The 25,666-nt window shown below is 60.5% G+C and carries 15 protein-coding genes and 2 tRNA genes; 10 read left to right on the forward strand and 7 right to left on the reverse strand.

Annotated features, from left to right (window positions below; translation table 11 throughout):
- Nucleotides 1–77 (forward strand) — tRNA-Val (locus ACOFKT_RS04825).
- Between the two features lie 397 nt (nucleotides 78–474).
- On the opposite strand, the gene ACOFKT_RS04830 is transcribed toward ACOFKT_RS04825, so the two are convergent.
- Entirely contained in the window at nucleotides 475–2,409 is a 1,935-nt protein-coding gene (locus ACOFKT_RS04830) for a M61 family peptidase (RefSeq protein ID WP_419806290.1), read from the reverse strand.
- Nucleotides 2,410–2,798: 389 nt separating this feature from the next.
- Here ACOFKT_RS04830 and ACOFKT_RS04835 point away from each other — a divergent pair.
- Nucleotides 2,799–2,875: transfer RNA gene (locus ACOFKT_RS04835), tRNA-Asp, on the forward strand.
- A 22-nt stretch (nucleotides 2,876–2,897) separates the two neighbouring features.
- Here ACOFKT_RS04835 and ACOFKT_RS04840 read toward each other — a convergent pair.
- The 4 genes from ACOFKT_RS04840 to ACOFKT_RS04855 all read right to left on the reverse strand — a co-directional run bounded on the left by ACOFKT_RS04840 (nucleotide 2,898) and on the right by ACOFKT_RS04855 (nucleotide 7,226).
- Nucleotides 2,898–3,026: a hypothetical protein gene (locus tag ACOFKT_RS04840; protein WP_419806291.1), complete on the reverse strand. Its 129-nt coding sequence runs from the start codon at nucleotides 3,024–3,026 to the stop codon at nucleotides 2,898–2,900.
- A gap of 81 nt (nucleotides 3,027–3,107) precedes the next feature.
- Nucleotides 3,108–5,984 (reverse strand): hypothetical protein, encoded by a 2,877-nt coding sequence (locus ACOFKT_RS04845; protein ID WP_419806292.1) that lies wholly within the window; start codon nucleotides 5,982–5,984, stop codon nucleotides 3,108–3,110.
- A gap of 7 nt (nucleotides 5,985–5,991) precedes the next feature.
- Complete coding sequence (locus ACOFKT_RS04850) at nucleotides 5,992–6,447, reverse strand: hypothetical protein (protein ID WP_419806293.1); 456 nt, start codon at nucleotides 6,445–6,447, stop codon at nucleotides 5,992–5,994.
- A 230-nt stretch (nucleotides 6,448–6,677) separates the two neighbouring features.
- Entirely contained in the window at nucleotides 6,678–7,226 is a 549-nt protein-coding gene (locus tag ACOFKT_RS04855) for a zinc ribbon domain-containing protein (protein ID WP_419806294.1), read from the reverse strand.
- A gap of 188 nt (nucleotides 7,227–7,414) precedes the next feature.
- Between ACOFKT_RS04855 and ACOFKT_RS04860 the strand changes: the two genes are divergently transcribed.
- The 4 genes from ACOFKT_RS04860 (at nucleotide 7,415) to ACOFKT_RS04875 (ending at nucleotide 16,780) form a co-directional block, all read left to right on the forward strand.
- The gene (locus ACOFKT_RS04860) at nucleotides 7,415–8,023 is read left to right on the forward strand and encodes an ECF-type sigma factor (RefSeq protein WP_419806295.1); all 609 of its coding nucleotides are present in this window, start codon (nucleotides 7,415–7,417) and stop codon (nucleotides 8,021–8,023) included.
- Nucleotides 8,013–10,634: a tetratricopeptide repeat protein gene (locus tag ACOFKT_RS04865; protein WP_419806296.1), complete on the forward strand. Its 2,622-nt coding sequence runs from the start codon at nucleotides 8,013–8,015 to the stop codon at nucleotides 10,632–10,634. The genes ACOFKT_RS04860 and ACOFKT_RS04865 overlap by 11 nt, the downstream gene beginning before the upstream one ends.
- Before the next feature lie 301 nt (nucleotides 10,635–10,935).
- Entirely contained in the window at nucleotides 10,936–14,361 is a 3,426-nt protein-coding gene (locus ACOFKT_RS04870) for an arabinofuranosidase catalytic domain-containing protein (protein ID WP_419806297.1), read from the forward strand.
- Between the two features lie 196 nt (nucleotides 14,362–14,557).
- A complete protein-coding gene (locus ACOFKT_RS04875; RefSeq protein WP_419806298.1) occupies nucleotides 14,558–16,780 on the forward strand; it encodes a GH92 family glycosyl hydrolase in 2,223 nt (740 codons plus the stop codon).
- 259 nt (nucleotides 16,781–17,039) lie between these two features.
- On the opposite strand, the gene ACOFKT_RS04880 is transcribed toward ACOFKT_RS04875, so the two are convergent.
- The gene (locus ACOFKT_RS04880; RefSeq protein WP_419806299.1) at nucleotides 17,040–17,516 is read right to left on the reverse strand and encodes a hypothetical protein; all 477 of its coding nucleotides are present in this window, start codon (nucleotides 17,514–17,516) and stop codon (nucleotides 17,040–17,042) included.
- A 157-nt stretch (nucleotides 17,517–17,673) separates the two neighbouring features.
- Here ACOFKT_RS04880 and ACOFKT_RS04885 point away from each other — a divergent pair, with 157 nt between their 5' ends.
- The 4 genes from ACOFKT_RS04885 (at nucleotide 17,674) to ACOFKT_RS04900 (ending at nucleotide 23,585) form a co-directional block, all read left to right on the forward strand.
- The gene (locus tag ACOFKT_RS04885) at nucleotides 17,674–18,276 is read left to right on the forward strand and encodes a sigma-70 family RNA polymerase sigma factor (protein ID WP_419806300.1); all 603 of its coding nucleotides are present in this window, start codon (nucleotides 17,674–17,676) and stop codon (nucleotides 18,274–18,276) included.
- Nucleotides 18,273–21,116: a protein kinase domain-containing protein gene (locus tag ACOFKT_RS04890; protein ID WP_419806301.1), complete on the forward strand. Its 2,844-nt coding sequence runs from the start codon at nucleotides 18,273–18,275 to the stop codon at nucleotides 21,114–21,116. Before ACOFKT_RS04885 ends, ACOFKT_RS04890 begins: the two co-directional genes overlap by 4 nt.
- 147 nt (nucleotides 21,117–21,263) lie before the next feature.
- On the forward strand, nucleotides 21,264–21,536 hold the full coding sequence (locus ACOFKT_RS04895) for a hypothetical protein (RefSeq protein WP_419806302.1): 273 nt from the start codon (nucleotides 21,264–21,266) through the stop codon (nucleotides 21,534–21,536).
- 36 nt (nucleotides 21,537–21,572) lie between these two features.
- The gene (locus tag ACOFKT_RS04900; protein ID WP_419806303.1) at nucleotides 21,573–23,585 is read left to right on the forward strand and encodes a B12-binding domain-containing radical SAM protein; all 2,013 of its coding nucleotides are present in this window, start codon (nucleotides 21,573–21,575) and stop codon (nucleotides 23,583–23,585) included.
- A gap of 29 nt (nucleotides 23,586–23,614) precedes the next feature.
- Here ACOFKT_RS04900 and ACOFKT_RS04905 read toward each other — a convergent pair whose 3' ends face one another.
- On the reverse strand, nucleotides 23,615–25,345 hold the full coding sequence (locus ACOFKT_RS04905) for an alpha-N-arabinofuranosidase (protein ID WP_419806304.1): 1,731 nt from the start codon (nucleotides 25,343–25,345) through the stop codon (nucleotides 23,615–23,617).
- Nucleotides 25,346–25,666: the final 321 nt, after the last annotated feature.

The raw sequence follows: 25,666 nt of genomic DNA on the forward strand, positions 1-25,666 counted from the left end.
GGGCGAGTAGCTCAGTTGGTTAGAGCGCCTGCCTTACAAGCAGGATGTCGGGGGTTCGAGTCCCTCCTTGCCCACCATGCCTCCCGCTGCAATCTGCGATTCGGTAACTCCGCGGATTGCTCCCATCGCGATTTAGTTCGGCTTTGACCCACCCGCGCCGGTGCGGCCGCTGAGTCACTGGTAGCATCAAGGGCGGAGACCTAAGGCATAGAGCTCCGCCCCCCTGTGATGCGGCCCGTCTTTACTAACCCGAGATAGAGGGGCAATACGAAAGGTATCGTCCATGTTGTCGATGGGCGATACTACTTTCGAGTACGAACGCGACCCGTTTGGCGTATTCGGCCGACTCGCAGGGTGCGAGTTGAGTGGGTGCACTTCGCAGCACAGCAGCAGAAAGGCCTTAGCTCTCAACTTCACCAGTTGGTGAACGTTTGGAAGCTAAGGCCTTTTCTTGCGTGTACTGCTGTTGGCGAGCTACTGCTGAGTGCCCGCCGGAGGCGTGGTGCGTGGCTTGGTAATGTCGTCCAGGTAATCCGGCGTATTATCCACGCGCACCATCGCGGGGTACTTCTCGCCGTCGTGGTAGTTCACGTCGATGGGAAACACTGCGTCCTCCTGCTGCACTAGCAGATGGATGGGGCTGCTGTCCGTCTTCGACGCGCGAATCACATCGTGTAACGTCTCTCCGCTGTACGGCTTCCCGTTCACGGCGAGCAGGGTCATGGAAGGCGCCAGTTTCGCCATGTCGGAAGGCCCGCCGTAGCGCACATCGCCGATTTTGCCGTGTTCATCCAGACGCATGCCGAGCGAATACCAAACGTTTGTGCCGCCACTGCGACGGCTGCGCGCCCTCTGCAACAGTTCCTCCGACGCGGAGGGCTTTTCCTGATACACGAGCTTGTAGCCGCCCTGCTCGATACCTTCCAGATCCGCGCGTTCGTTAATGTTGCGGATGCGATCGCTCAGGAACTTCGCCCAATCGTACTTCACCACCTGGTTCAGGTCCGCGACGAGCTCCGGAAACTCGTATGGGACGATGAGTGGGCCCGTGTTGCCGCCTTTGCCCAGAAAGATTTTCACGAAGTCATCCAGTGACTTCTGGTTATTCGTGAGCTTGCGAATGGTCGTGTCTGCATCCAGCCAAACCAACTCGCCTTCCTGGTAGTAATCCTGGCCGCGACGCCAGTTCACCCACTCTGCGTTGCCACCGCGAATCAGGCTGCCAGCAACCGCGGTGTCCTCCGTGGGACGCCAGTCGCGACCCGCCTTGTAGTCCAACTGCGCCGCCGAGGCCGCCAGCAGATCACGGTATTGCGCCTGATTCTTCAGTCCGGCGCGCGTCGCCAGCACGTTGCCCCAGTACTGCGTCATGCCCTCGTACACCCACATCAGATCGCCTTGCTGCGGCGTGGCGAAGTCCGGCTGGTACAGGCGGGCCGGACGGCGATACTTGCCATTCCAGGAATGCGTAAACTCGTGTGCCAGCAGGTCGGCCTCGCCAAGCTGGTGCGCGTCGTCGGCGAAGCCTTTCTCGCCAACGCCGTTGTCCGACGACTGCCCGTGTTCCAAACCTTCGCCGCCGGCCACATCGCTCAACGTCAGCAGAAAGTGGTACTCAAAATAATGGTGCGAAGCATAGTTCGCATCCGCCTCGCGCACCAGGTTGTTGATTTCGGCCAGAGTCTTGGGCCGTATCTTTACATCATCCGCATCATCACCGACCACATCCAGAAAGTGGGCCGGCTTGATCTCCGGCGCCAGCGCGTACTCGTGAAAATACTTGCCCGTAATCACCGGGCTGTCTTCCAATTGCTCCACATTGGTCACGGCATACTTGGTCGTGACCGCGTCGGCTGGCGGATGATGCGCGTCCTCATTCACACCGGTGGTCTGCGGCGTGGGCACCGTGCCCTGCGGCTTCAGCGCCGTACCCGTGCCCCAGCCCGCCGGTACCGTGACCGATGGCTGAATCGCGATCTCTTTCACCGGCACGTTGGCCGGGTACATCATCAGCCGTTCCCATTCCAGAACGCTCATATTGCGCGTGACGCGATGGCTAGTGATCGAGTCCAGGTGCACATGCAGGTTGCTCACGCCACGGGGAATCTCCACGTGGAACTCCGCCAGGTTCACGTCATCGCGCCGCCACTTCAGGGTTTGCCCATTGGCAGTGAAAACGACGCCGGTGATGTCCGCCAAAGGTCCGCCAGGAGCATGTGTGCCGGGAATCCAGCGCGGCGTGATGAACGTGGCTGGCCCGGGCTTCACCGGAAGATCGATCTCAGCGTGATAGAGATGCCGGTAGCCTTCCGTCAGATCCGCCGTGATCTGAATGGGCGTCTGCGCCGAGAGCAGCGGGGCAGAGCAGGAAAGCAGCAGCGATGCGACAAACGCAAGTGTCTGTTTCAAATGAAAACGGTCTCCTGAGGAAAGTTGAACAGGTCGCGAGCGTCAACATCTGCGCTCGGATCAACGCTAGCATGTTGACGCGGCGGAACCCGCAATAGCCGCACGCCAGCTCTACTTCGTTGCTTTCTGCTCCTTTTCGACAGATGCGATGATTCCCGGCCTGTCTGCCTCGCCACATCTCTTTGCCTTCAACCCATCATGCAGGCAAGATCGGCTGGCATGATGGCAAAGATCGGCTAGGAACCAGCTGTCGATTGCGGCATGCTCCGGACGCTTCTGCTACACTCGGTTGTGTTGATGGTGCGGCGCAGCGTACGCGCGGCAGCGCCAAAGACAATCGAAGGTCGAGTTTCCTCGCTCCCTTCGATGTGACTATCCAGCACTACGCTGGGGACGTAGCTCAGTTGGTTAGAGCGCTGCCCTGTCACGGCAGAGGTCGCGGGTTCGAGCCCCGTCGTCCCCGCCACTAAGATGCTTGAACAAGCGGCTTAGCGGCACTCCAGCACAAGGCCAAACACCTCAATATTGCAAACACCCGTCGAGGGGACCATACGCTCCACCGCACGTGCGTTCGCAATGCGCTTGTCGGCTGAGATGGTCAGCGTAATACAGTCCATCGTGATCCGGCTGCTGACCCTTGATCCAGTCAAAACCGCGACGCAGGCAAGCCTCTCTCAGGTTCGCCAAGCCGAACAGTGCTATCGGTATTCTCCGCGAATGTATGCGGACGTTAGCCGGTTCGAAGGCGTCCGACAGGCATTCGACTGGTCCGAGAAATAGAGGCAGTGCGGCCGTCCCTCTTCAAACGACAGCGTTACCCTGCCGCTTTGCTGCGCCGTAAACAAGCTACTGTACGCATATTCGGCAGACACGGAAGACGGCCGCCCGATCCCGTCGCGCTTTTCCACCTGGGTTGCGCCGATGGATCCTGGAATGTACCGGTTCATCGCCCAACTCTTGCCCTGCTCGTTCACCAAGTCATCGATCAGCCGCCGATAGTCGGAATCACGGTACTTCGTGCCGGGTGTGGCTGGAAGCAGCGCAACGCCCATCTCCACGGTATGGTTTAAGCGCAGCCCACCCTGGCCGAGCGCAAATCGTTCCAGGTTTTTCTGAAACTGTATGAGTGATGGGTTCGTGCACCCGGTCTGCGGCACCATCTGGCTCACATCCGCTTGCATCTGCGCAACGTTTGCAACAAGGTTGACCCCAGCCGTGAATGGGTTTCCGCCACCGGTCAGCATGTCCGTAAACACACGCAGCGTGCTGCCCGCCTGCTGAATAGGGTTGCTGTTCAGCGCCGCGTATAACTTTGGATCGGCAAAAATTCCCGTGCCTTGCTTGTGAGAGGCACTGCAGCCTTCCCGAACGATCATGCCGTACCCGTTCGTGATGACATAGGGCGCATCGCACACCGTTTCAGTCAACTCCACCCGATTGGCAGGTAGCTGAGCCTTGCAGCTCCCTGAAAAAGCCTCAATATATCCGCTGCCAATGGCCGCAAACTCCGGTGAGGACCGATCAAACCTGATCTTGTCGAACGCCCCTTCGTAGATTGCGTTCAGCAGCTCCGCATCAGGCCCGCTGCCCGTCTTCAGGCCACCCGGACGCAGCGATCCTGCGCTCACCAGTGTCTCTTCTTTCCCACTCGCTGCGTTTGCAAGTGTTGCGGATGAGGTGTTCGCGGCCCGACTACCACCTGTCCTGACTCCCGAATGTGAGGTACTGGTGCCGCGTACAGTCACCTGGTCCGCGGGAGCAGGCGCCAGCGCCTCTCCTGAGGTCCGCGCGGCCTCTTCAGCCGCGGCGCGTTCCGCCTGTGCAAGTCGCCGCTGTTCGTCAGCCGCCATCGCTGCATCGAACTGCGCCTGCCGCTGCCGAACCGGCTCCTCAAACTGCTGGAAGAGCGGCAGCGCTCGATCTGCCGGGGCCACGAACAGGGTGCGCAGGTCGTCGCGGAGCGCCAGCAACTCGCCCGATTGTGGCTTCGATGCCGCCACCTTTCTGCGCCACTCAGGAAGCACGGCGGGAAAGATCCGCTCACGGGTCGCGTCAAAGCGCGATGCCGCCGTTGCGTACGATGACGTGCTCTGAAACTCTCCAAACTCCGCCAGAAATGCGCTCTCTTTCACACCGAAAGCTCTGGCCCCCTGCCAGTCTGCCGGCAGCGTAGCCAGCGGCGCGGTCGCTGCTTGCATCAGGGGAGTCAGTTGTCTTTCGAGTCGCTCACTATATTCCGACTCAATCCTCTTCCTCTCCTCCGGCTCCAGCGCAGCAAGCACTCCGCCCACCTCGGCGTGACTGGCCGCCAGAGCCTTCGCCGATGGCAGATCGCTGGTTCCGTCGGTCCGACCCGCCAACCATTTCTTCGCAATCGTGGGAGCAATCGCAACTTCACGTCGCCGGAGATACGCCCGCAACTCCTCGCGTTCGGCTGCCGTCAACTGCGGTGCCTTCTGGCCCGCCTCGCCCTCGGCCGACTGCATGCGCCGGAAGGCTTCCAGTGTCGCCGAAGCTTCCGCCGCGGTGGTGACTTCCTCGTTCGCCCACTTCATGCCATCCCGCACCTGCTGCACATACGCCGTTACCGCTGACGGCTCGTAGCGTCCCGGACTGCCGCCGAACGCCTCATGCAGCAGCTCGTTGTATTGCGCAAACTCCTGACGGTATTCCGGCGGCAGCGGCGCCTCTGGCTGCTGTCCTACGTTGATGGCGCCGATGCGTACACCGCCGATCACGATCGGTTTGTTGCCGATCGGGGATCGTTGTGGCGGCGTGCGACGTGCCGTGCCCGTGCATGTGCCAAATGTCTTCTCGTATAACTCGATGCGCGCGCTGTTCTCCATCCCGTCGTAAGTCCGCCCAAATACCGCAGTCATCGCGCGGTCCTGGAAGATCTCCAGCATCTGCGTGGGTTGTGCCGCGCCTACCCTGCGGCCGGGCGTTGAGGCCTTGCCCGTTTCCAGCCAGCGGAAGAGTACGTCGCACTTCGCCTGAGCGCCGTGCGCCGAAGACAGACTGGGCAAAGAGCTTTGACGGGGAAAATGCGGCGGCGCTTCGCGATCGTCCGCGCCAGGCTGCCGTTCCGCCTCATTGGGCACCCGTGTGCTCGCACGCGATCCGCGGTTCGTTGCTCCGCTCAGCAACGGAACCCTGTCGGTTGTCTCAACTGGTGTACCTGGTGAAGCCCCGGACACTGCGGCATTTGCAGCGCTCGCATCCTTCGCCAACGGAGTCAGTCGCACCAGCTTGCGCGTGCGTCCATTCGCTAGAATGACCTCAGTTACGCCGGGGCACACCCGGCCCAGGGCGTTTACCACGGCACCCTGCAGGCTCGCGAGTTGCGCAGCATTTCCTGCGTCGAACAGAGTGCCCGGCCCCTTTACCTGCAGCACGGGCAGGGAACTGCAGCCGCCTGCCGGAGCGTCCACGCTCCACTGCGCCTGCCGCGCCAACTCTCCTGCCTGCGCTCGCACTTGTGGCAGCATCGCTGTCGCAATAACGAAGGCACAAGCCACACCGAACCCGCTCACGCGAACGGCACGATCCGTTCCAACCCGGTTCTGTATCTGCATCTTCGCCTCAATGCGTTACAAACGTCAGCACAGTCTCCGGCGCCACCTTTACCTGGGGCCCACGCGTCAGCGCCGCTGTTGCCACACCCGCACCAGTCCCGGCGCCCGCGCCAATGGCAGCCCCTCTTCGTCCACCGAAGATGGCGCCAAGGCCAGCACCTGCCGCAGCACCGATCCCTGCTTTCGTCACCGTAGCCTTGCCTTTGCCTGAGCCCGCCACTGCTGCCGGGTCTGACGACACGTCGACCAGCTCTTTGCCTTCGCGAACGGCGACCAATTCAAGCTTCAGTTCCGCATTGCCGGTCAGCCTGCCGGCCTCCTTGGTTTCGGCAATTCGCAGCACGCAGTCCGCGCCTCTCGATACCAACGGCTGCCCATCCACCACCACGGGTGATTCCACCGTGCAGCGGTAGCTCTGACCCGCTTCCGCCTGCTTCGAGTCGATCGCCTCGACTGTCCGCACGCTTACAGACGTGCCTGCAGGAATCCTCGGCGGGGCCGCCGCGCCGGCCGCTGCAACCAACTGCAGGCCCGCGCAAGCGGCCAGAAAAACTACCGCGCGTCGTGGTCGGGTGGCGATCAAATGTCTGCTAAAGAAGAGCGTCATGGAAGAAGCCTCACTTGCAATGTTGATTTCGATTTGGGATCACAGCAGTCCAGACGACAGTGCCCGCCTAGAAGCAAAAGCATTCCTTACGGCTCATCCGCGGCGACGCATTGGGAATGGTACCGATGATTGCCATCCAGTTCGGCTTCCTTGAAATCGAAGTACAGCTGCTGTCGCCCTGCTGGCAGCAGCGTCAGCGATGACTCTCGTATCGCCACCGATTCGGTGCCGTCCAGAAGTTGTGCGCCAATGGATCTCAGCCCCGCAGCGTTGCCGTCGTTATAAAACGTGCAGTGCACCCGAATGCAGTAGTCACCCACTTCGGTGCATTCATCGTCGCGTTGCGAATGCTCCAGCACCACAAACTTCGCGGCAGGAGGCGGAGGAGGTGGATCCTGAATCTTGACAACAGCGCTACCGCTGTCACCGACAAGCGGCGGCTTCGACGAAGTTTCGCTGCCGATAAGGGCCAGTACCGCAAAGCAGAGCGCCGCGCCGCCTCCAAAGATCAGCAGCCACTTCACCGCGCGCCCAAGTCGCGAGCCGCCGTCGCGCACCACGTGTCCGCAGTGCGGACACGTGGGCGCAGTGTCCGAGACTTCCTTACCGCATGCCGGACAAAACATAAGCGCCATGTCGCTCCTCCTGAACACGTTTTTCCAAGCGTCGCTTCCCGAACCGAAAGCAGAAAGGATTGGAGACAGTGCGGCCCGGTGCTACCATTCACTCGTTCCGCTTCACTATCTATTTGCGAAATTACCCGCCGAAAACCGTCACAAACTTTTCGCGAAGAGCAGAATTTTTTTCAGCAAGGACTCCGGTCATGCCGCCGCCTCTCTCCAGGAAGGAGCTGGACGACCTTTTCAGCCTCATTTATGAGGAGTTGCGCCGGCTCGCCCGAAACGTGCTCCGCCGCGACCGCGATGCAAATGTCTCACCCACCACACTCGTTCACGAAGCATGGGTGAAGCTTTCCAAGGCGCCTGCGCTGGCTTCGCTCTCACGCATCCACTTCCAGAACCTGGCCGCCCGCGCCATGCGCCAAATTCTCGTGGACGCCGTTCGGCATCGCGCCGCGGCCATGCACGGTGGTGGCATCACACACGTCACCTTTGACACTGCGCTCGGTCCCGGCACGGTGGTGGACGACCGCGAGTTCCAGGCGCTGCATGCTGCGCTGGACCGCCTTGAACAACTCCATCTCCGACAGGCCAAAGTGGTCGAGGCTCGCTATTTTGGCGGCCTTACCTTTGCGGAGTGTTCGGAGCTCCTCGACATCTCCGTGGAAACGGCACAGCGCGACTGGCGCATGGCCCGGGCTTGGCTCGAGCTTGAAATCCGCAGGGAACTCCACCTCACGGCTAAACCTGGCGATGCTGGGGAAGCTGACAACAGTCAGGGGGGTGTAAGAGGTCTCGGCCATGCTGCCTGACGAGTGGGAACGCGCCCAGTGCGCCTTGGAACAGCTATTCACGTTGCACCGGGACGCCCGGCAGGTAGCCCTGGACGCGCTGCACGCTGAAGATCCCGCCCTCGCCGAAACCGTCGCCAACCTCCTTCGCGCCGACGGCGAGACCTCTGTTCTTGACGCCTCGCTGACCAGCCTTGCCGAAGCCGCTCTGCACCACGACTTTGTCGGTGCGCTCGTGGAAACTCAGATCGGTCCCTACCGCCTTCTGAGCGTGCTGGGTGAGGGCGGCATGGGCGTGGTGTACCGTGCCGAGCGCCTTCATCTTGGCGGCCAGGTCGCCATCAAGCTGTTGCGCGACGCTTGGATGTCGCCCATGCGCCGCGACCGCTTTCGGCTGGAGCAGCGGACCCTTGCCCGCCTCAACCATCCCAACATCGCACAGATTCATGACGCTGGTTCCCTGCACGGCGACACACCCTGGTTTGTCATGGAATATGTAGATGGCTTGCCGCTTACCGCCTGGGCACGCGAACACCACGCCAACCTGCCACAAATTCTTGCGCTTATCCGGCAGGTGACCGGCGCGGTTGCCTGCGCCCACCGCCATGCTCTGGTGCATCGCGACCTCAAGCCGTCTAACATCCTGGTCACTCCTGCGGGCGAGGTAAAGCTGCTTGACTTCGGTATCGTAAAGGACTTGGCGGAGACGGCCTTCGACGGCCGCACCGTGGATGGACTGATCCCCCTCACTCCCGGCTATGCCGCGCCCGAGCAGCGAACAGCCGCGCCCATTGGCCTATTCACCGACATTTACAGCCTCGGCGTGCTCTTGTACGAACTCCTCACCGGTGAACTCCCACGTCTCAATGCCGAAGGCTTCGCCGACAGACCGTCGCGTGTCGCCCGTCTCGCCTCCTCCAACCGGCTGCAGTTCACGCGCGCGCAGTGGTCAGACCTGGATGCCATTTGTGATCACGCCCTGCAGCCGGAACCGGCACGCCGGTACAGCTCCGCGGACGCCTTTCTCCGGGACATTGAGGCATTTGAAAGTGGCCGCACCCTCGCAGCCCGCCCTCCCGGCGTTTTCTACGCAATGGGCAAGTTTGTCCGGCGCAACCATCTTCCGCTTTCCGTGGCCGCTGTTGCGACGATTCTGCTTGCCATCACGGTCGTCGTCGCTGCCGTGCGGGTTACACGCTCCCGCGATCTCGCACTCCGCCAACTCAGCCGCATGGCCCGTCTCCAGCGCTTCACCCTCGACCTGTTTGACGGCGGCACGCCCGACCAAGGCCCTTCCGCCGAGGTCACTACCGCCATGCTTCTGCAGCGAGGTGAACTCGCCGCAGATGGCATGCACGACGATGCGGAGTTGCAGGCCGCCATGTTCGCCACCTTGGGCCGCACTTGGCAGCACCTCGGTAATCTGAACCGCGCTGACACTCTCCTGCGCCGCGCGCTTGCGGAGCGCAGCCCAAACGTACAGAACCATGCGGACGCCGACAGCCACACCTTGTACATCGAAAGCCTCGTTGATCTCGGCCTGCTTCGCCTTGATCAGCGCCGTATGATCGAAGCAGAAGCTCTGCTGCGTAACGCTGTCGCGCTTACGGCAGATCGCAAAACCATCACGCCAGAGGCTGCACGCGCCTTAGGCGCTCTTGGTGACGCGCTTGCAATCCAAGGCAATTACAGGGAAAGCCGTGCGGTGCTGGAGCGTGCAATCGCCGCGGAGCACCATTCCGGCCTGGCTGGCACGCAGCAGTTCGCCGACAATCTTTCCCTTCTCGCAGACACGCAGTTTTACATGGCTGAATTTACAAAAGCCATAGAGCTTGATCAGCAGGCACTCGCGATCTATCACCGCACTGTCGGAGAAAATCATCCCTCAGTGGCGCACGTCAACAACACGCTGGGCAACATCGCAAAGGACCAGGGCCACTTCGCCGATGCTGAAGTTGAACTCAGCCGCAGTCTCGCCATCGACCAGCGTTGGTACGGTCCGGACAATCCGCGCGCTGCAGAGGACTACGTCGGGCTGTCGCAAGTGTTCGCCCTTACCAATCGGGAGGGCGACGCAAAGATTGCGCTGGAGCACGCCCTCGCTATCCAGGAGCACACCTATGGGCATCGGCACGCCGCCGTGGCGCTCATCCTCAATCAGTTGGGCATCCTCGCCGACAACCACGACCACGAGGATGAAGCGGAAGCCGATTTTCAAGAAGCACTGGCCATCTGGCGAACTGTTTACGGCGACAACCACCAGTTCGTCGGGATGTCTTACTCCAACTTGGCTGGCGTCTACCTCTTTCGAAAAGACTATTCCCGTGCTGAGAGCATGGCTCGGCGCGCTTTAACCGTGTATCAGCGGACGCTGCCTCCCGAACATCCCAATCTTGCCGCCGTGCACGTCAGGCTCGGTCGCATCCTCCTGCGCGAAGGCAGGTTCGCTGAAGCCGAACCGGAAACCCGCCAGGGTTACGACTTCTTTCGCAGCCATGACAGCGCTGACTCTACTTATCTGAAGGGCGCTCGCAAAGATCTCGACCTCATCATGAGCTCGCAACGTGACGCGGCGCGAGCAAACAAAGCTGCAGTGCACAGCAGCGTAGGACCACAGTTCATGATGAAGTGAAGATCACCTTGAACTCAGGACTCCTTCGCTGACACTCATGCCTGGCTGCATGTGAAGCTGTTCGGAAATGCATGCCTTCTTCTCTGCTCCGAGCACAGGCTTTTCTCGCCGAATCCAGCATGCTGCAGCGAGTCTCGCGCATCCTTCGGGAACCGCCGCCGTGACACAGGTTCCTGACAGCGGATACAGTGAGTGTTCGAGATGGACTCTCTTCCGTGCCAAAGGAAGGCGGCCACTTCATAGGAGATCGAATCCCATGCGGCTTGGAAGAACTACGGGAGTTGCCATCGTACTCACGTTGGTGAGCGTTGTAACGGCGCTGGCCCAGATCGGGCAGAAGAATGCCACGGCATCTCTGGCCCGGCCGCAGGGGCCGTGCGACATCTATGCCGCGGCCGGCGATCCCTGCGTCGGCGCCCACAGCACCACGCGCGCTTTGTATCAGTCCTACAACGGGCCGCTCTACCAGGTTCTGCGTCAGTCCGACGGCAAGACGCTGGACATCAAAGTCGTCCAAGCGGGAGCCTCGCCTGCCCACGATGCGGGCGGCTATGCCGATGCAGCGGCACAGGACGCCTTTTGCGCGAACACCTACTGCTGGATCAGCAAAATCTACGACCAGTCCCCGAAACACAATGACCTGTCGCAGGCGCCGCGCGGCGGCTTCAGCGGCCCCGCGATGGGTGGGTTGAACAATCTGCCGGTGGCGGACATGGCTCCCGTCACAATCATGGGCCACAAGGTATATGGCGTTTTCATCGAGCCGGGCACCGGCCTTCGCATCGACGACCCCAAGGGCACGGCCGTCGACGACCAGGCCGAGGGTCAGTACTGGGTCATTAACGGACACCACTTCAACGGTGGGTGCTGTTTCGATTACGGCAATGCCGAGATCGACAGCCGTGACGACGACAACGGCACCATGGAGACCGCATATTTCGGCGACACCACGGGCTGGATCCACGGCAATCCTCCGGGTCCCTGGATCGAAACCGACCAGGAGAACAACCTGGTCGGATGCGTGAACACGGACGGCTCCAGGCTGTGCGCCCACCTGCCGGACATCCACTGGCGCTTCGTCACCGCCATGGCGAAAGGCGAACCGCACCGATGGGCAGCGCTGGGCGGCGATGCCCAACGCGGCCCTCTTACCGTCATGTTCGACGGCCAACGGGTCAACTCCACCTACGACCCCATGCGGAAGCAGGGGGCCATTCTGCTCGGCAATGGCGGCGACAACAGCAATAGCTCACAGGGCACGTTCTATGAGGGTGCTGTAACCGCATCGGGCACCTTTCCAACCGATGCCACCGATCAACAGGTTCAGGCAAACGTGGTCGCCGCGGGGTACGACGTGCCGCGCCTCACCATCAAACCGGCCTCGGCGCACAACCCTACCGGCGTTCAGACGTTCTCTCCTGGCGCCGCCAAGGACACCACCATCACCTTCACCAACACCACCGGCGCGCCCGTGAAGGGACTTTCCCTGGCGCTCGATCTTCCGAAGCAGTGGACCGCTGTCGTTCAGGGCACCACCAGGCCAGCCCAGATGTTTCCTGACGCGATTGCGCCCGGCGCCAGCGTCAGTGCGACCTTCACCGTGACTGCCGGGTCCAAGCCCTTCAACGGCGACCTGGTTGCCAATGCCACTTGGACAGCTGCGGCGAACGGCGCGAAGCAAACCGGCACCATGGCACAGAAGGTGCGAAGTGCCGCACCGGTGCGCATCAATGAATTCCGCATCAGCTCTAACGCAGCCGGCAATGCAACCGACTCCTTTGTTGAGCTTTACAACGCCGGCACGACCGAAGTGGACCTTTCCAACTGGAGCCTGACAGGCCGGCCGGCGCAACAAACAATCTTTTCGTCCGTGCAGATCCCTGCCGGGACCAAGCTACAACCGAAAGCCTTCTACCTGCTCGGCTTGTCCAACTCCGGGCTCGCTATACCGGCACAAGCCGGGGACGCCACCCTGAGCGTTCGCGACGTGAAGGGAATCTCAGCCGGGGACACGTTGGAGATTGGCACCGGCAAGGACGTGGAGAGCCGCAAAGTCGCGTCCGTGGGAACCGCGGCCAGCGTTCACACCACCCTGTGGCAGCCTCTGCCCGACGGTCCCATCTCGCTTCTGCCGGGATCCACAAATGTTCCGGTCCAAAGCTCTGCAGGCTTCAAGGTAGGCGAGAAAATCGCGCTTGGGTATGGTTCCGTGGTGCCGTTTGCCGCTCGCGGCATAGAGCAGTACGAGACGGCCACGGTCACCGCCGTCGGCAAGCCGGGCACGCAAGCCTACCTTGCAGTCGACGCGTCTGCGGGCGTCACCAACCTGCAAGTCACCGATGTGGAAAACATCTCTACCGGTGACAAAATCCGCTTGGACATCGATAGCCCCGGCCACGGCATTGAGACCGTGACCGTCACAGGCGTTGGCACCAAAGCGAACCAGACGAACCTCACAGAAGATGTCAGCGCCGGTGCCACTCAAATCCGCGTTCGCCGCGCGGACGGCCTCACCGCGGGCAACAAAATTACTGTCGGTACCCCCGCGACTCAGGAAGTGGTCACCGTGAGCGCGGTGCAGCGGGAGGGCAGAGACGGTGCGGAGATCACCTTTGCCCCGGCGCTCTCGGCCAAACATGGCCGCGATGAGTGGGTCGTGTCTCCCGGGACCGGCCTTACGATCGCAGCGCCACTTCGCTTCGCCCACGCGGCGAACCTGCCCTTCAGCGACCGCGGCACGGGCATCTCCTTCTCGCCCGCGACCAAGTTCGTCCACATCAGCGACGAGCCCGTCCAGGCGCTTGGCTCCGGCATCACCCTGGACAAGCCGCTTACCAACCGCCATGCGATCAACGCGGCCGTTCGCGATGCAAAGGTGACCACCGCGGGCTACCAGGGAGACCCGAAGCCGGATCAATGGTTTGGCGGTCCCGAACTCACGACCCGGTACATCCTGTTCGGCCGCATGATTCCGTTGCGTCAGGGTAGCTTCGTTCTGCGGAACGCCTCCGGAGTCGTGGCAGACAGCCTGAACTATGGTGGCTTGGCCGATCCCTGGGCAGCCAAGGGCTACCAGGCTGAATCGGGCGAACGCGAAGAGGGCTGCTTCGTTCCATCGCCAGATCCCGGTCCAGCCTTTGCAATCGGCAACGGCACTGCGGCGACCAATCGAAGCGCCAGCCGCTATCCAGATGGCGCAGACACCGACAGCAACTGTGCGGACTTCGCCCCGACACCCGCGACCGTGTTGCCCTTCGCATCCAACGCGGGCGATACAACACTCAAGGTCGCCAGCGTGAATGGATTCCACGCAGGCGACACGGTGCTCGTCGGCGCGGGTGCCGAAGCTGAGCGCGGGACGATTGCCAGCGTCGGCACAGGCGGGGCAACGACCGCGAGCAAAGATGTGCCTGCCAGCGCAACCTCCATCCCTGTCGCGATGCCGTTCGGCTTCCAGGATGGGCAGACGATCACGGTTGGCAGCGGGCCTGACGCGGAGACAGCCAAAGTAGCTTCAATCCGGAGATTTGAAGGATTTGCAATCGTCCTCGCAGCTCCGCTCAAACAGGCGCACAGTGCCGGTATCCGGGTATCCGGCACCGGCCTCACGCTCGCCACCGCTTTGAGCAAGCCGCATGCTGCGGGAACACAAATGGGCATCAACCTGCCGACACCGGGCAGCGCGAACCAGGCAACACAAACTGCGGCAATCAGCGCAACACGATGACTGCGTCGCATGCGTTCGCAGACCATTTTTCTTGCGAACGCATGCCCTGCGGCATCACCGAATGGCGCCTGCGGTGCTGCAATCTGGATTGCCGGCCCAAAACCTTTTCACTTCTAATCACAGCCGCAGAGCGATGCGTCACTGATCGGCGAAAAGGACTGCTTTGCTCTTTACTACGGGATACGGAATGGGCCAGATGCAATCTTGGAACAGGTGCCTGATTTACGCGCTCACGCTGGTTTGGGCCGGCATCGCGGGCGCGCAGCAAACCGCGCCGGTCGACCTGATCCATTCGCTAGTCGGCACGGCAAACGACGGCCAGACCTTCCCCATTGCGGGCGTACCCTTTGCCATGAGTGACTGGACGCCGCAGACCCGCTCGGGCGAACCCAAGTGCATCACGCCCTATTACTACAAAGACACAAAGATCCAGGGCTTCCGCGGCAGCCACTTCATCAGTGGTTCGTGTACGCAGGACTACGGCAGCTTCACCGTCATGCCTTTGCGTGATGCGGTCAGGCTGCAGCCCGAGGAACGCGCCTCCACCTTTTCGCACGCGGCCGAGCATGCCACCGCGTACCGCTACAGTGTTGACCTGCAAGACAGCGGTATCCATGCGGATCTGACCGGCACGTTGCGTTGCGGCATGATGCAGTTCCGCTACCCGGCGGATGCAACGACCGCGACCATCCTGCTGCAATCCAACCTGCGACTGGGCGAAAACAGGGTGGATGTGGACGCCGCACATGGTGAGATCACCGGCAACAATCCCGTATTCCGCGTCTATAATGGTAACGGCCTGCCGGCGGGTTTCTCGGGCTATGCGGTGTTGCAAATCGACGCTCCCGTGCGCACGTTTGGAACCTTCAGCGTGGGCCCGGACAGATCGGTAGGGCCACGCAGCACGTGGATGGGTGGTAACACGCCCGTGGGCGCGTACGTCACCGTCGACCTACCCCGGGATCACATCGTCCGTGTGCGCGTCGGCACCTCGTTCGTCAGCATCGGCGAAGCTCGCCGCAACCTGCAATCCGAGATTCCTGGTTGGAGCTTCGATCAGGTGGCACAGCAGGCAAAGGCCGCCTGGGAACGGCAGCTTGCCCGCATTCAGGTGCAGGGGTCCGACGCGAATCGCACCATCTTTTACACCGCTATGTATCACGCCAGCATCGTGCCCCGGACGGAAAGCGATGTGAGCGGAACCTACCCTCGTTTCGCGGACGGCAAACACATCGAGCACGCGACGGGCTGGACCTATTACGACGACTTTTCGGTATGGGATACCTTTCGCGGCGTGCATCCGCTCTACACCATCATCGACCCGCAGCGCGATGCCGACATGGTCCAGTCGCTGGTTGTGAAAGGCGAGCAGGGAGGCTTCTTTCCAATCTTTCCCGCCTGGAACAGCTACACCTCCGAGATGATCGGCGACCATGTTGCCGCCATCGTCGCGGACGCGTATGTGAAAGGAATTCGCGGCTTCGATGTGGATCTGGCATGGCAGCTCGTCAAGCGGAACGCAACCGTCACGCCGCCGCACGATCAATACGTTCTGGGCAAAGGCCGTCGTGCGTTGGGCGACTACGATTCGCTGGGCTACATCCCGCTGGAAAACCCTGTGACCGACGCCTTTCACCAGGGCGAGCAGGTGTCGCGCACGCTGGAATATGCGTATGACGCCTTCACAGTAAGTGAGTTCGCACAGGCCTTGGGCCATACCGGAGACGCAGCTGTGTTTGCAAAGCGCTCCGGCGATTGGCGCAACGTCATCGACCCAGAGACACGCTTTGCGCGCGGCCGCCATCGCGACGGCACGTGGGACTCACCCTTTGACCCCACCAAACCCTACCACTACATCACCGAAGGCCTGCCCTACCAGTACACCTTCTTCGTTCCGCAGGATGTACCCGGACTGATCGCGCTCGAAGGCGGCAACGCGGCCTTCGTCAAGCGACTCGACGGCCTCTTCGATGGCGGCTATTACAACCACGGCAACGAACCCAGCCACCACATCGCGTACCTGTACGACTTCGCCGGTGCCCCTGAGAAAACGCAGCGCCGCGTGCATGACGCTCTGCTCGCAAATTATCAGGACGGTCCCGGCGGCTACACCGGCAACGACGACGCGGGCCAGATGTCCGCGTGGTACATCCTATCGTCGCTCGGCTTCTACCCCGTCACGCCCGGCACGCCACGCTACGAAATCGGCACGCCGCACTTTGACCGTATGACGATCAACCTGCCCGGCGGCAAGGCTTTCCACATCACCGCCACAGGCGCCGAAGCCGGCGCCATCTACGTCCGGTCGATCCGGCTCAACGGCAAGCCGCTCAACCGCTGGTATCTCCTGCACTCCGAAATCGTGAACGGCGGCAAACTCGAGTTCGTCATGGCAACCACACCGGCACCGTCCCACTAGCTTGCTCCCGATGAACCTTTTACACTCGCCTCACAAACAAAGTGGGTGCACTGATTCTCGTGCAATTGCGCCTAAACTCCGCAAAAGCAGGAACTTACGCCGAAACCTAAGGGATTGAGGAACTTACATCGGTCACTCGAGCTAAACCTTTTCCCAGCAGGAACTTACCAAATTCGAAGGGGGAGGGGGCCAAGGTAGAAAGCACGCCAAAAAGCCGGCCCGCATTTCAGGCCGGGCCGACTTCTTGGAGAAAGGCAGATCAGTGTTTCAAAGCGAGGCTGTTGGCCGAAGCGAGCAACACGCTGGTCGTCGCCGCGTTTGTTTGCAGAGCAATCGCCGACATCTCAGCCTTGCTCCTTGTAAACCGCAGGCCTTGGCTCGACCCGGCTGTCCAGAAGCTATCCAGCAGGTAAGTGCTTCCGTAATTACGGAAGACGAGCTTGCTCGATTCAGGCATCTTTGCGGCTGCATCGGTGTAGACCATTGCTGACGCCCCGAACGACCAATCACGAGAACGCAGCGAGTAGATGTTTTGAGTCACGCGGTAAAGGACGTAGTCACCTGCCGGCATCTGTTGTCCGTTGATAGTGAAGGAGAAGGGGATGCTTGCTGTGGAGACGGCCCTGGTTTGGCCCAAGGCCGGCAACGGCAGGAACAGCAGCACTTTGAGTAGGAGAGAACCAAGGCGGAACGCAGGACGTTGGCTGCACAGACGGGGGAGAAGAGAGGTGATCATAGTTTCCTTTGGTGTAAAGCTGTTTCAGCTCTTATCCCTTAAGGCGCAAGCAATGCTGGAAACGTGCCAGGATGCAAAGAGAAATAATTTGCTGCAAACCAGCAGCGTTCTCTGACTTTCCAGAGCTAGACTGTTGCGTAAGTCAGAGGTGCGCCTTTTGGTTTCGTCGACGCAAAGTACGCCGTTGCATCCGAAGCAGCACGCGGTCACCCAGTTGCTGCAGCAGGTCCGCGCAGGAGACGAGCAAGCCGCAGCTGACCTGATTCCGATGCTCTATCGTGAGCTGCACCAAATGGCAAACCGCGCCATGTATGCGGAGCGGCAGGGGCATACCTTGCAACCGACGGTCTTAGTGCACGAGGCCTATCTCCAGTTACTCAAAACGGACAAGGTCGATTGGCAAAACAAGGCGCACTTCCTCGCCTTGGCAGCGAATACGATGCGGCGCGTTCTGGTAGATCACGCACGCGCGGCAAAGGCGCAAAAGCGCCCGGGCGGGCACCAGCAGGCGGATCTGAACTCGCGGCTCCAAATCGCCGAGCAGCCGGTCGAAGTGCTGGATCTTCACGAGGCGCTTGAACGGCTAGCGGCCTTTGACAAGCGTTCGTCAGACGTGGTGGAGATGCATTTCTTCGGTGGTCTTTCGTTTGAGGAGATTGCCGAGGCACTCACTATCTCCGTGCGGACGGCGAAGCGAGACTGGGGGGCGGCAAAGGCCTGGCTCTACCGAGAACTTGGTGGCGCGCAGAGCAGTTCATGAACCCGGAACACTGGGAACGGATCAAGGCCACGCTGGATGAGCTGCTGGAGAAGCCGCCGGACGAACGGCCGAAGCTGCTGCATGCTCTCTGCGGGAGCGATCCGACGCTGGAAGCGGAAGTTTCGAAACTGCTGCATGCCTACCAGACCTCCGAAGACTTTCTTGAGCGAGGGCCAGCGCTTTTATGCGCTCCGCCTGCGCCGCGGGCGCCGGAAAGACCAGCTTTGGAATCCGGAACGGTTCTGGCAAACCGTTTTCAGATCCGCTCCTTCATCAACCGCGGTGGCATGGGCGAAGTGTACGAAGCATGGGACTCGGAACTCAATCAAGCGGTCGCATTGAAAACGATCCTGCCTTCCATCTCTGCACACACTGCCGTCATCCAGCGATTCAAACAGGAAGTTCGCCACGCGCGTGAGGTGTCGCACCCGAACATCTGCCGTGTGCATGAGCTGTTCTGCGATGCAACAGGCGTGGGCGGGCCTGTGTGGTTCCTAAGCATGGAGCTGATTCCGGGAACCACACTGCTGGATTACATCTGCAGCCGAGGAAACCTGCCTGCGAAGCTCGCGTTGCGGATCGCGGACCAGATGCTTGCAGGCCTTGAAGCGGCTCACGCGCGCGGGCTGGTCCATCGCGACCTGAAGTCGAGTAACGTCATGTTGATCGAGTCCGACGGAGCGCTGGTTCGCGCAGTCATCACCGACTTCGGTCTTGCCATTCGCAACGTGGAAGGCAGCACTCCGGGAGACATGGTCGCGACGGGAACTCCAGGCTACATGGCGCCTGAGCAGAGACGTGGTGAAAACGTCGGGCCCGCAGCTGACCAATACGCCTTTGGCGTGGTGCTCTGCGAGATGATGACGGGCCTGCTGCCGCAGGAGCGTGCCGATGACCGTCATGGGCCCAGGCAGATCGGCTATCCGACTAGTTGGTCCAAGGTGATCCACCGCTGCACCCGTGAGCAGGTCAGCCAGCGATTCCGCGACATGGCGGCGGTCCGCGCCGCTCTGTTGCCCGAATCCGGCAGGAAGCGTTTGAGCTGGACGATTGCTGCAACCTTAGTAGCTGCGATGAGCATGACCTGGCCGATGCTGCGGCGACCACAAGCTGCGGCACTGCCGGTTTGCGTCATCTGTAACTCAACCCAGATCACGCCAGACGTGGACAAATCGGAGAGTCCGTCATTATCCCAGGACGGCAGTCTGGTCGCATACTCCTCAGACCGCGCCGAGCCAGGCAACCTCGACATCTTTGTTCAACAGCTGCCGTCCGGAAGGCTCACCCGCATCACGCATGACGGATCGCGTGACACGGCTCCAAGTCTTTCTCCTGACGGCAAGCTTGTTGCCTTTCGGTCGGAACGCGCAGGTGGCGGTATCTATATCTCGTACACACAAGTGCCGGAAGAGCCCAAGCTGCTGGTGAAGAGCGGGCGTGATCCGAAAATCTCACCCGACGGCAAGACCCTGCTGTATTGGACGGGCGAACCAGATTCCAACATGTCCGCCGGAAAAGCGTTTCGCATCGATCTGGAGCGGGGAGCGCCTGAGCAGATCGCCACGTCCTTCGCAGACGCACGATACCCCGTGTGGAGCGACGACGGCCGTCATGTCATGCTGACGGGTTGTTCCTTGCCCGGCCTGGTACCCGACTGTTTCGATTGGTGGATTGGAACCCCGCAGGGCGATTCATTCACAGCAACACACGCCTTTGGTGCGCTGCGGTCGCGAGGCTTTTCACCCGGCAGGCTCGCCTCTGTCGAGTGGACGGATGACCAGGTTGTGTTCAGCGCGATCGCGCCAGAGGGCAGGCTCAACCTGGCTGCTGTGACGATACCGGCCAACACTTCACCGAGTCTCGGTGTTCCGCATTGGCTGGTCCAGAGTGACGCGGGTGAACTGGAACCTTCAATTGCTGGGAAGCGTGTCGCGTTTACAAAGACCTCCGGCGCGCTGCATGTCTGGCAAATGCGTGGCTTGGGCGAGGGTGCAAAACCGGTGCTGGAAAAGGTGACTGCTGACCCAGAGGTCGACAGCACGCCATTCATTTCAGCAGGTGGGAGCTATCTTGTATTCGCGCGAGGACGCGGTCTTCGCCGCACGATCGTTCTACACGACATGGCAAGCGGACAGGAGTCAGTGGTCGTGAATCAGGGGACGCCGGTGCAGTCGCCCATTATTGACCGCACCGGTAAATGGCTGGCTTATCAGCAAGCGGCTCCGGATGGATCTGCAGCGATTTACGCGGGACGTGTGGGCGGACCCATGGGGCGCATCTGCCAGAACTGCACAGAGCCGTTCGGCTGGTTTGGCGACAGGCCTGCGTTTCTGTTTCGCGATGGCGCTCACACGCTTGCTCTGTTCGATATCGAAACTCAGCAGCGGCGGGCGATTTTAACGGATGCTACCGCTGTGCTTGGCGACGCCTGCTGGTCTTCTGACGTGAACGGCCTTGTGTTGATCAAGACTGCCGGTACGCGCAAGCAAATCACCGTGCTGAACCTAAACCGCGCCACGGCACAGCCAGAAGGGCCTGAAACTTCGGTGGTGGAAGACCGAGGCAATCCCATGCGGCCGCGATGGTTCAACAAAGGCAGAAACCTGCTCTATGTTTCCAACCGCGACGGGTTCATGTGTCTGTACCTTCGCCGGTTCGACGAGAAGAAGAGGGTATTCGGCGAACCGTTCGCCCTTGCTCATTTCCACCATCAACGCGCTTCGATTGATGACGTGCTGCCGCGTGCGCTGAATTTATCTGTAGATCAAGATTCACTGTTTCTGAATTTGGGGGAGCAGAGTTCCACGATTCAAGTGGGCGAGCTGCGAAGTAAGCCCTGAATACTTCGGCGATTTGGTGAGATTTTAGTTTCGCTCACAATTGCGGTGGGATATAACAGGTCGGGAGAAGCGTGAGGGAGTAATTTATGGCACTAGCTCATCGACTAGGTTTTGCGCCAACCAGATATGGAAAGGAGTCGCACTTGTATGTCGGACAATGAGAAAATATTTAAGCCCACAGTCAAGTCTCAGCCATCGCTCAAGGTACAGGTCCCGAATACACCGGAGGGCAGAGAGTTTCTGGAAAAGCTAAGGCAGTTGCTGAGAATTGAGGAGTTGCCGTTTGTGCAGTCTTGCCCGAGCCAGCATGGCCATGCAATCGTGGCAGCGGCCATGAAGCCAGCGGCTGCCGGCAGTTCCACGGGCTCGACTAGTTATGCACTGGATCTTCGGATCGAACAGGAAGGCTTTGCGCCGTAGTGCAGTCGAACCCAGAAGTTTTGCAAGCTGACGATCATGCACTTTGCTTTGTTCACCGCCCCCACAGTCACGGAGTTTCGCGCCCGAGAAGAGATCCTGAGCAGGGCTGTGCAGCAGGCCGCGCTACAACCGCAGCTTGGCATTTTGAATGTGGCCGCGGTTCTGGAGCAATGGGGTGACCAGCCACACCTCTTGGATGTGAACGCGGAATATCTCCGTTTTGCTGCGAGTGTCGATGAGAGACGGATTGATGAGTTTGCACATCACTTAGCGGAAGTTGCCGTTCGCACCAATGCAGATGTGTATGGTTTCAGCTCCATCTGCAGCACGTTTCCGCTGAGTTTGCGCGTGGCAACTGCAGTCAAGCAATTGCGCCCGTACGCGACCATTTTATTTGGGGGACCACAGGCGTCGGTGGTGGACGAAGCAGTCCTGCAGAAATTTCCCGCAGTCGACTTCGTTCTGCGCGGTGAAGTCGAGAAATCGTTACCAGTTTTCGTTGACCAGTTGTTCGGTGACTCCCGATTTTCGGACGTCCCAGGGCTGACGTACCGCGATGGTGCGCACGTGCGGAGAACTGCAAACGCTGCGGTCATCGACGATCTCGACACTTTGCCTGCGGCGGCGTATCACCTCAGCAAATACCTTCAAAACAGCAAGTCTGCCTCGATTGAGCTGGGCCGCGGATGTCCGTTCTCCTGCACCTTTTGCTCGACAAACGACTTTTTCCGCAGGCGTTTCCGTTTGCGGTCGCCAGAGCGTGTGCTGGCGGAGATGCGATCGATCTCCGAACAATATGGAATTCGTCATTTCGAACTGGTGCACGACATGTTCACTGTCGATCGCAAACGGGTGATCGCCTTTTGCGACGTCATGCGCGGCGCTGGGGAGGAGTTCACGTGGGATTGCAGCGCTCGAACGGATTGTGTGGATGACGAACTGCTGCAGCACATGGCGGCGAGCGGTTGCCGCGGCCTCTTCTTCGGCATTGAGTCAGGTTCGGTGCGTATGCAACGCATCATCGACAAAGACCTGGACCCTGCAAAAGCTGAACGGGTGCTGGATACCTGTGAGCGGCTTGGCATTCGTACCACCGCGTCATTGATCGTCGGCTTCCCGGAGGAGAACTGGACGGATGTTGCAGACACACTTCGCATCTATATGAAGTCAGCTCGATGCGTAGATTCGCACCCGCAACTCAATCTGCTTGCACCGCTTGCCGGGACGGCACTTCACACCGAATATGGGGATCATCTGACATTCGCGGATTTCAGTTCGAGTATGTCGCACCAGGGCCTCCGCCTGGCGGATGAAGACACCGATCTGATTCGAATGCATCCGGAAATCTTTCCGAACTTCTACACGCTGCCGGCTCCGGGGCTCGACTTGCGAACACTGTTCCATCTTCGCGAGTTCTTGAGCATGGCGGTGGAACACTACCGTTGGCTTCTTTGCGCGATTGCGCAAAGGGTAGAGTTGCTGCACTTCCACAAGCAGTGGTTGGCCTGGAGGGGAGAGAGTTACGCGTTAGAAGGTTCAGGAGATTTACGTCGATACTACGCAAGTGCCGCGTCACGATCCGACTTCCTCGATTTTATGGGTACTGGAGAACTGCGGGCCGATCCGGTTGTGGGAGCTTTGCTGCACGTAGAAAGAACACTGATCTTAGCGCGCGAGTTATCGCCTACTGTGTCAGAGTCGGGAGAACCACGACTCGCGGATCACGTCCGCGTAGTTGAGCTGAATTACGATTTAGCATCGCTGCTGAAAGCCACTGCGGCTGAAGAGGAGCCCGTAACAGCGCAGTGCTTCTATGCCACGCGTGCCGACAGTGAACAGAATGTAAAGCTGCATCGGATCTCCGCATTTCTCGCGACCGTGCTGGACAATCAGCTAGACAGGATCGCTTCGTGTCTTCGCGAAGAGTTCGGCTTGCATGAAGCCTTCGATGTTTCCATGCTTGCTGGCGAATTAATGAATCAGCTCCATCGTGACGGCTGGGTTACGCTTAGCCGGCCTCAAGACCTAAGCGATCAGGAGTCGCCGTAGCGAGATACAGCCAAGTAGATTGGCCTCACTTATCCAAGAGTGATCTGCAGAGTTGTCACGCTGGCTGGTGGAAAGGTGTGGACGAGGCGGCCGCCGGAGACAGCGCCTACTGCGGCGGGTGCAGTCTTTACCGTTTCCGGATGCGCGAAGTCGTTATGGTCGTGGACGTCATGCGATCTCAGCACGCTTCCCGTAGCTGCTGCGACGGACGCACCTCGCACGGCGATTTCCGTGGTCATCGGTTTCTGCAGATGCGGGTTGACCACCGTCAACGTCAGCAGCTTGCCATTGCCGTTGGCGGCGAGCGATGCCGAACCGCTCAGGCCGGCCAACGTCTTCACCGGCGCCAACTGGCCGATGTAGCTGTTGCCGCCTACCTGGATCGGCGTATCGCCGAGCGGATTGTCGATCAACGATGCCGTGAACTCGGTGCGTACTGCCGTTGCGCCATGATGTGGCAGGTACATGCGGAAGACGTGGAAGGTCGGCGTGACGCAGAAGCGATCTTCCTGCGCCAGCATGAGCGAGTGGATACAGTTCACGCTTTGCGCGACGGCGGCCACCGCCACTTTGTCAGCGTTGCGTTGAAAGATGTCGAACGTAATGCCTGTCAGCAGCGCGTCGCGCATTGTGGACTGCTGCGACAGGTTGTAGTTCGGACCAAGCTGCGTCCCTTTGCCGTACCACGCACCCCACTCATCCACAACCAGCTTCACGTTCGGCTGGCCCGGCGTGTCGCCCATGGCGCGCCAATGGTCGGTTACGACCTTGTCCATCAGACTGCCGCGGGTCAGCAGGTCGTAGTATTCGTCGTCTGAGAAGTTCAGCGCGTCACCCGCTGCGAACTTTTGCGCGGAGCCCGACGTGTAGTAGTGGATGGAAAGGCCCCACAGTTTACGCCGCTCCGGGTTCGCATAGAGGGATTTGAACAAACGCGTGGTCCAATCCACGTCATCGCCGTTGGGACCGACCGCGACGAAGCGCATGGGCTTACCGTAATCCGGTGTCCACGCGGTGTAACGGCGGAATGCCGCGGCATACTCTTCTGGGGTCATGGTGCCGCCGCATCCCCAGCTCTCGTTGCCAATGCCCCACAGTTCTACGTTGAAGGCCTCGGCGTCGCCGTTTGCCGCGCGCATGGTGGCCAGGCTGTCGGGCATAGCGGGTGCGGCCGAATTCGAGGGAATGTTGCCTGCGGGCGCGTTGCAGTACTCGATCTCTTCGATGAGCTCCTTCGCGGGCTGCCCGCGTAGGTTCGCCGCCAGGTAAGGTTTGCAGCCAATCAGCCGGCAGGTGTGCATGAACTCGTGCAGGCCGTATTGATTGGAATCCTGCTGGTCCCAGAATGCCGCGCGTGCACGCCGCTTATCACGAGGGCCTAGACCGTCGTGCCAATCGTATGAATCGGCAAAGCACCCTCCTGGCCAGCGCAGAACGGGCGCTTGTACCGCCCGCATGGTGTCGATGAAGTCTTTGCGAATGCCGTTGACGTTTCGGATTTTAGATCGTTCACCGACCCACACGCCGTCATAGATAACGCCACCCAGGTGCTCGATAAAGTGCGAGTAGATTTCTGGAGAGATGACGCCGATCGTTTCGGCAGGCATCACCTCAATGTGGGCGTCCACCTGCATCGCCTGCCCATGAAGAGGGAGTCGAACGAGTCCCGCCGCTGACGCCGCCAGAGCAGATTGCCGCAAAAAGGTGCGCCTGGAAGTGTGCGTTGCCGTGCGGGTCTCGGCCGTTGCGGGGGTCTTCATGGATGCAGTCTTCTCCTGGTCGGCGCGGGGCTGTTGACAATGAGGCGGCGCACCCATTAGCTGTCAGGGGCAATGGTAAACGCTGCCAATGATCGATGATCGACGCGCACTCGCTCTTGCACACTGTGCAGGAGTTCTACGGCTACCGTGTTCTCTTCGTCCAGTGCGTTTTGGCTTTGGCCCTGGTCACGCTATACGCGTCTGCCCTTTGCAAGTGCAAAGACATTGCCGCCCACGCCGCGCGTGAGGTGAAAGAGCTGGCAAGCTCCTGCCTGGCGGCCAAAAAGGACGAGGTGAGGCGCAACAATGCGGCGAACCGCG

The organism is Terriglobus sp., from assembly GCF_965201105.1.
GTDB lineage: Bacteria > Acidobacteriota > Terriglobia > Terriglobales > Acidobacteriaceae > Terriglobus.

Coding starts and splice junctions, on each gene's coding strand:
- ACOFKT_RS04840 (WP_419806291.1), bottom strand. CDS start 3,026: ATGGACTGTATTACGCTGACCATCTCAGCCGACAAGCGCATTGCGAAC.
- ACOFKT_RS04845 (WP_419806292.1), bottom strand. CDS start 5,984: ATGCAGATACAGAACCGGGTTGGAACGGATCGTGCCGTTCGCGTGAGC.
- ACOFKT_RS04855 (WP_419806294.1), bottom strand. CDS start 7,226: ATGGCGCTTATGTTTTGTCCGGCATGCGGTAAGGAAGTCTCGGACACT.
- ACOFKT_RS04860 (WP_419806295.1), top strand. CDS start 7,415: ATGCCGCCGCCTCTCTCCAGGAAGGAGCTGGACGACCTTTTCAGCCTC.
- ACOFKT_RS04865 (WP_419806296.1), top strand. CDS start 8,013: ATGCTGCCTGACGAGTGGGAACGCGCCCAGTGCGCCTTGGAACAGCTA.
- ACOFKT_RS04875 (WP_419806298.1), top strand. CDS start 14,558: ATGCAATCTTGGAACAGGTGCCTGATTTACGCGCTCACGCTGGTTTGG.
- ACOFKT_RS04880 (WP_419806299.1), bottom strand. CDS start 17,516: ATGATCACCTCTCTTCTCCCCCGTCTGTGCAGCCAACGTCCTGCGTTC.
- ACOFKT_RS04890 (WP_419806301.1), top strand. CDS start 18,273: ATGAACCCGGAACACTGGGAACGGATCAAGGCCACGCTGGATGAGCTG.
- ACOFKT_RS04895 (WP_419806302.1), top strand. CDS start 21,264: ATGTCGGACAATGAGAAAATATTTAAGCCCACAGTCAAGTCTCAGCCA.
- ACOFKT_RS04900 (WP_419806303.1), top strand. CDS start 21,573: ATGCACTTTGCTTTGTTCACCGCCCCCACAGTCACGGAGTTTCGCGCC.
- ACOFKT_RS04905 (WP_419806304.1), bottom strand. CDS start 25,345: ATGAAGACCCCCGCAACGGCCGAGACCCGCACGGCAACGCACACTTCC.